This window comes from Streptococcus sp. UBA632 (genome assembly GCF_002300045.1).
GTDB classification, from domain to species: Bacteria; Bacillota; Bacilli; order Lactobacillales; family Streptococcaceae; genus Streptococcus; species Streptococcus alactolyticus.
Genome location: NZ_DBPA01000026.1, coordinates 1 through 2,719, shown reverse-complemented (window position 1 = coordinate 2,719; position 2,719 = coordinate 1). Strand labels below are relative to the sequence as shown.

At 39.4% G+C, this 2,719-nt stretch carries 3 protein-coding genes and 1 pseudogene; 2 read left to right on the top strand and 2 right to left on the bottom strand.

What is annotated here, in order from left to right:
* A pseudogene (locus B3473_RS03380) lies at window positions 1–346 on the top strand (hypothetical protein); the annotation flags it as partial.
* A complete protein-coding gene (locus tag B3473_RS03375; RefSeq protein ID WP_235281090.1) occupies window positions 346–1,254 on the top strand; it encodes a DUF4097 family beta strand repeat-containing protein in 909 nt (302 codons plus the stop codon). The pseudogene B3473_RS03380 and the gene B3473_RS03375, both read left to right, overlap by 1 nt.
* Before the next feature lie 37 nt (window positions 1,255–1,291).
* On the opposite strand, the gene B3473_RS03370 is transcribed toward B3473_RS03375, so the two are convergent.
* A complete protein-coding gene (locus tag B3473_RS03370; RefSeq protein WP_154454958.1) occupies window positions 1,292–1,645 on the bottom strand; it encodes a DUF1304 domain-containing protein in 354 nt (117 codons plus the stop codon).
* Between the two features lie 97 nt (window positions 1,646–1,742).
* Window positions 1,743–2,719, bottom strand: a 977-nt coding sequence (locus B3473_RS03365) for a YhgE/Pip family protein (protein WP_293652161.1), incomplete at its 5' end; no start/stop codon positions are given.

The following is a 2,719-nucleotide window of genomic DNA, read 5'->3' as shown; positions in this document are numbered from 1 at the left end:
AACGGTTTGGATTGCTAGTTTAGCTGTACTAGCAACACCTGTTGCTCTACCGCTTGCCCTTCTCATTTTTGGGGTTCTCATTACTATTTTAGCCTTGGGGGTTGCTCTTATTGCAACAGTACTTGCGCTTGCAGTTGCTTTTATTATTTCAGGATTTTATATGCTCTTTGACAGCTGGTCTTACCTCAGTGTTTCTTACTCAGCAACAGAACTTGGTTTTGGCTTAGGCTTACTATCACTTGGCTTGTCATTATTAGCCATTTTAGCAGCGGGAGCAGTCTTTAGAATGGCTGGGTGCAGCATTGTTCATTTGGCACAAAAAACAGTAAATAAAGGGAGAAAATGATGAAATCGTGGACAAAGATTATTTTAGGATTTGGGATTGGAGCGACCTTAATTGGTGCAGCACTTGCAGGATATGGATTTGAGACTGGTGGACTAGCGGATTTGGAGAAAAATGTAGAAACTTTAAGCACAACTCGTTATCACAAAGTAAGCCTTGACACCTTTAGCAAAGTAACTATCGATAGCTCTGCTTTTGATGTGGTAGTTGCTAAGGAAAACGTGGACAAACCTTTTATTTCTTACTCAGACAATAGCAAAACTTCTGTCAACTATGAGGTTAAGGATGATACATTAACGGTCAAACAAACAGGACATTTGAGCCAAGGGGAAAATACTGAGATCCATTTCTTTAGTCTCAGAGATTTAATCAATCTAGCAAAATCAGGTATCATTGAGAATTCACACACCATTGTCATCACCGTGCCGCAAAATACCAACCTCACCTCCCTCCAAGCCAATCTCAAGGCAGGGGATTTAGACATTAACAACCTTTCGCTTGATAATGCCAAATTAGATGTCAAAGCTGGGGATTTGACCATGTATAATGCTCACATCAATGCTGGAACTGTTACATTGACAGCTGGAGATGTCGATATTGAGCACAGCCAATTAAATCAGTTTGATTTTACCGTTACAACTGGTGACCTTGATTGCGACAATAGTCAAATCACTAATACTTCTTTCAAACTCCGCATGGGAGATTTCTCAGCTGAACATGCGACTTTCAAGGGTGAGGACAATAGCATCACCTCAACAGCTGGAGATGTCGATATTACACTGGCAGACAAAGATTTGAAGATTAATCCATCTTACTTTTTAGGAGATGCAGACATCGCTTCAGATTTAAACACATCTAGCCAAAATACATTAACTATTGACAACAAAGCCGGTGACATCACCATTCAATAAACGCAAAAAGCATCGTTTAAGCGATGCTTTTTTTGTCTTAAAATAAGAGCGTCAACAATGCCAAAATAGCAGGACCACCTTGTTTTAAGATAATCTTGCGGTCAGCTGTTAAGCTACCGTAAAGGGCTACTAAGATGACATTTAGTAAAAAGATAGTAACTACAGTTGTATTGCTTGTAAAGACACCGTAAAGCAAGAAAACACCAATCATTCCGTTATAAACCCCTTGATTTTTAAAAAGATTGGTAACTGAAGTCCGTTGCAACTCTTCTTTTGACATATTAAAGACACGGCTGGTCGCATCTGATTGTGTCGCAAAGGTTTCAAGATACATGATGTAAAAATGCTCTAAGGCAACTAAAACCGATAAAATAAGTGTGATAAGTGACATAATCTCCCCAATTCGTTAATCATAATGAATTCATTATATAAAATTTTCTGACATTTTTCAAATAATCTGCCCACAAAAAAAGCAGAGGTACACCCTCTTAGGCCTCTGCTTTTGGTTGTTTGTAAATGATCAGTCCCATAATCATGAAGGCGATTAAGAAACCGACTAAGACACCAACTTCTTGACCGATAGAGCCTGTCATTGAAATGGTTTCACGCAAGGCAGTTACAATGTAAGACATCGGTAAGTAAGGGTGAATAACTTGGAAGAATTTTGGACTCAATTCAATTGGGTAAGAACCACCGGCAGAACCTAATTGAAGAACCAAAATAATCAAGGAAATAAATGAGCCATAACGACGGTTCCAACCGATAAGCGCCGTTACAAGAGCCATGAGCGTCCAACCACCTAATAAAATAACAAAGATGGTACGCCATTCGTAATTGGCTTCAAAACCAAGGAATTGAATAGCTCCATATAGAATCAATGAACCAGCTGTTGAAATCAAACCATTGATAAAGATTTTTTGTTTAGCCCATTCCCAACGGTTTTTAACTGGAAGACCTGATAGAGAGCTTGCGAAGATAACGTTGGTTGAAAGTGCCACAACCATTAGAGATACGGAAATCATGTATGGTGCCATACCAATACCATTATTTTTAACGATGTCAATATCTTTGCTTTTTGTTGTGACAGGGTCAGAAACTAATTTAGCATTTTTATTCTTAACAGAAACAACTGACAATTGTTTGCTTGCTTTAGAAAGTGATGAAGACAAGGTTGAGATACCGTCTGTCAAGGTTCCTAAACCAGTTGTCAAGGTTTCACTACCTGCTGCCAATTGACCAGCACCAGAAGCTAATTGTTCAGCGCCGGATTGCAATTGGTCGACACCACTTGTCAATTTGCCGTTGTTAGCAACTAATTGGTCGGCGCCGGATTGTAATTTTGCTACACCACCAGTGATTTGACCATTGTTAGCAACTAGTTGATCTGCTCCAGATTGTAATTTCGCTGCACCACCAGTGATTTGACCGTTATTTGCTACTAATTGGTCGGCGCCGGATTGCAATT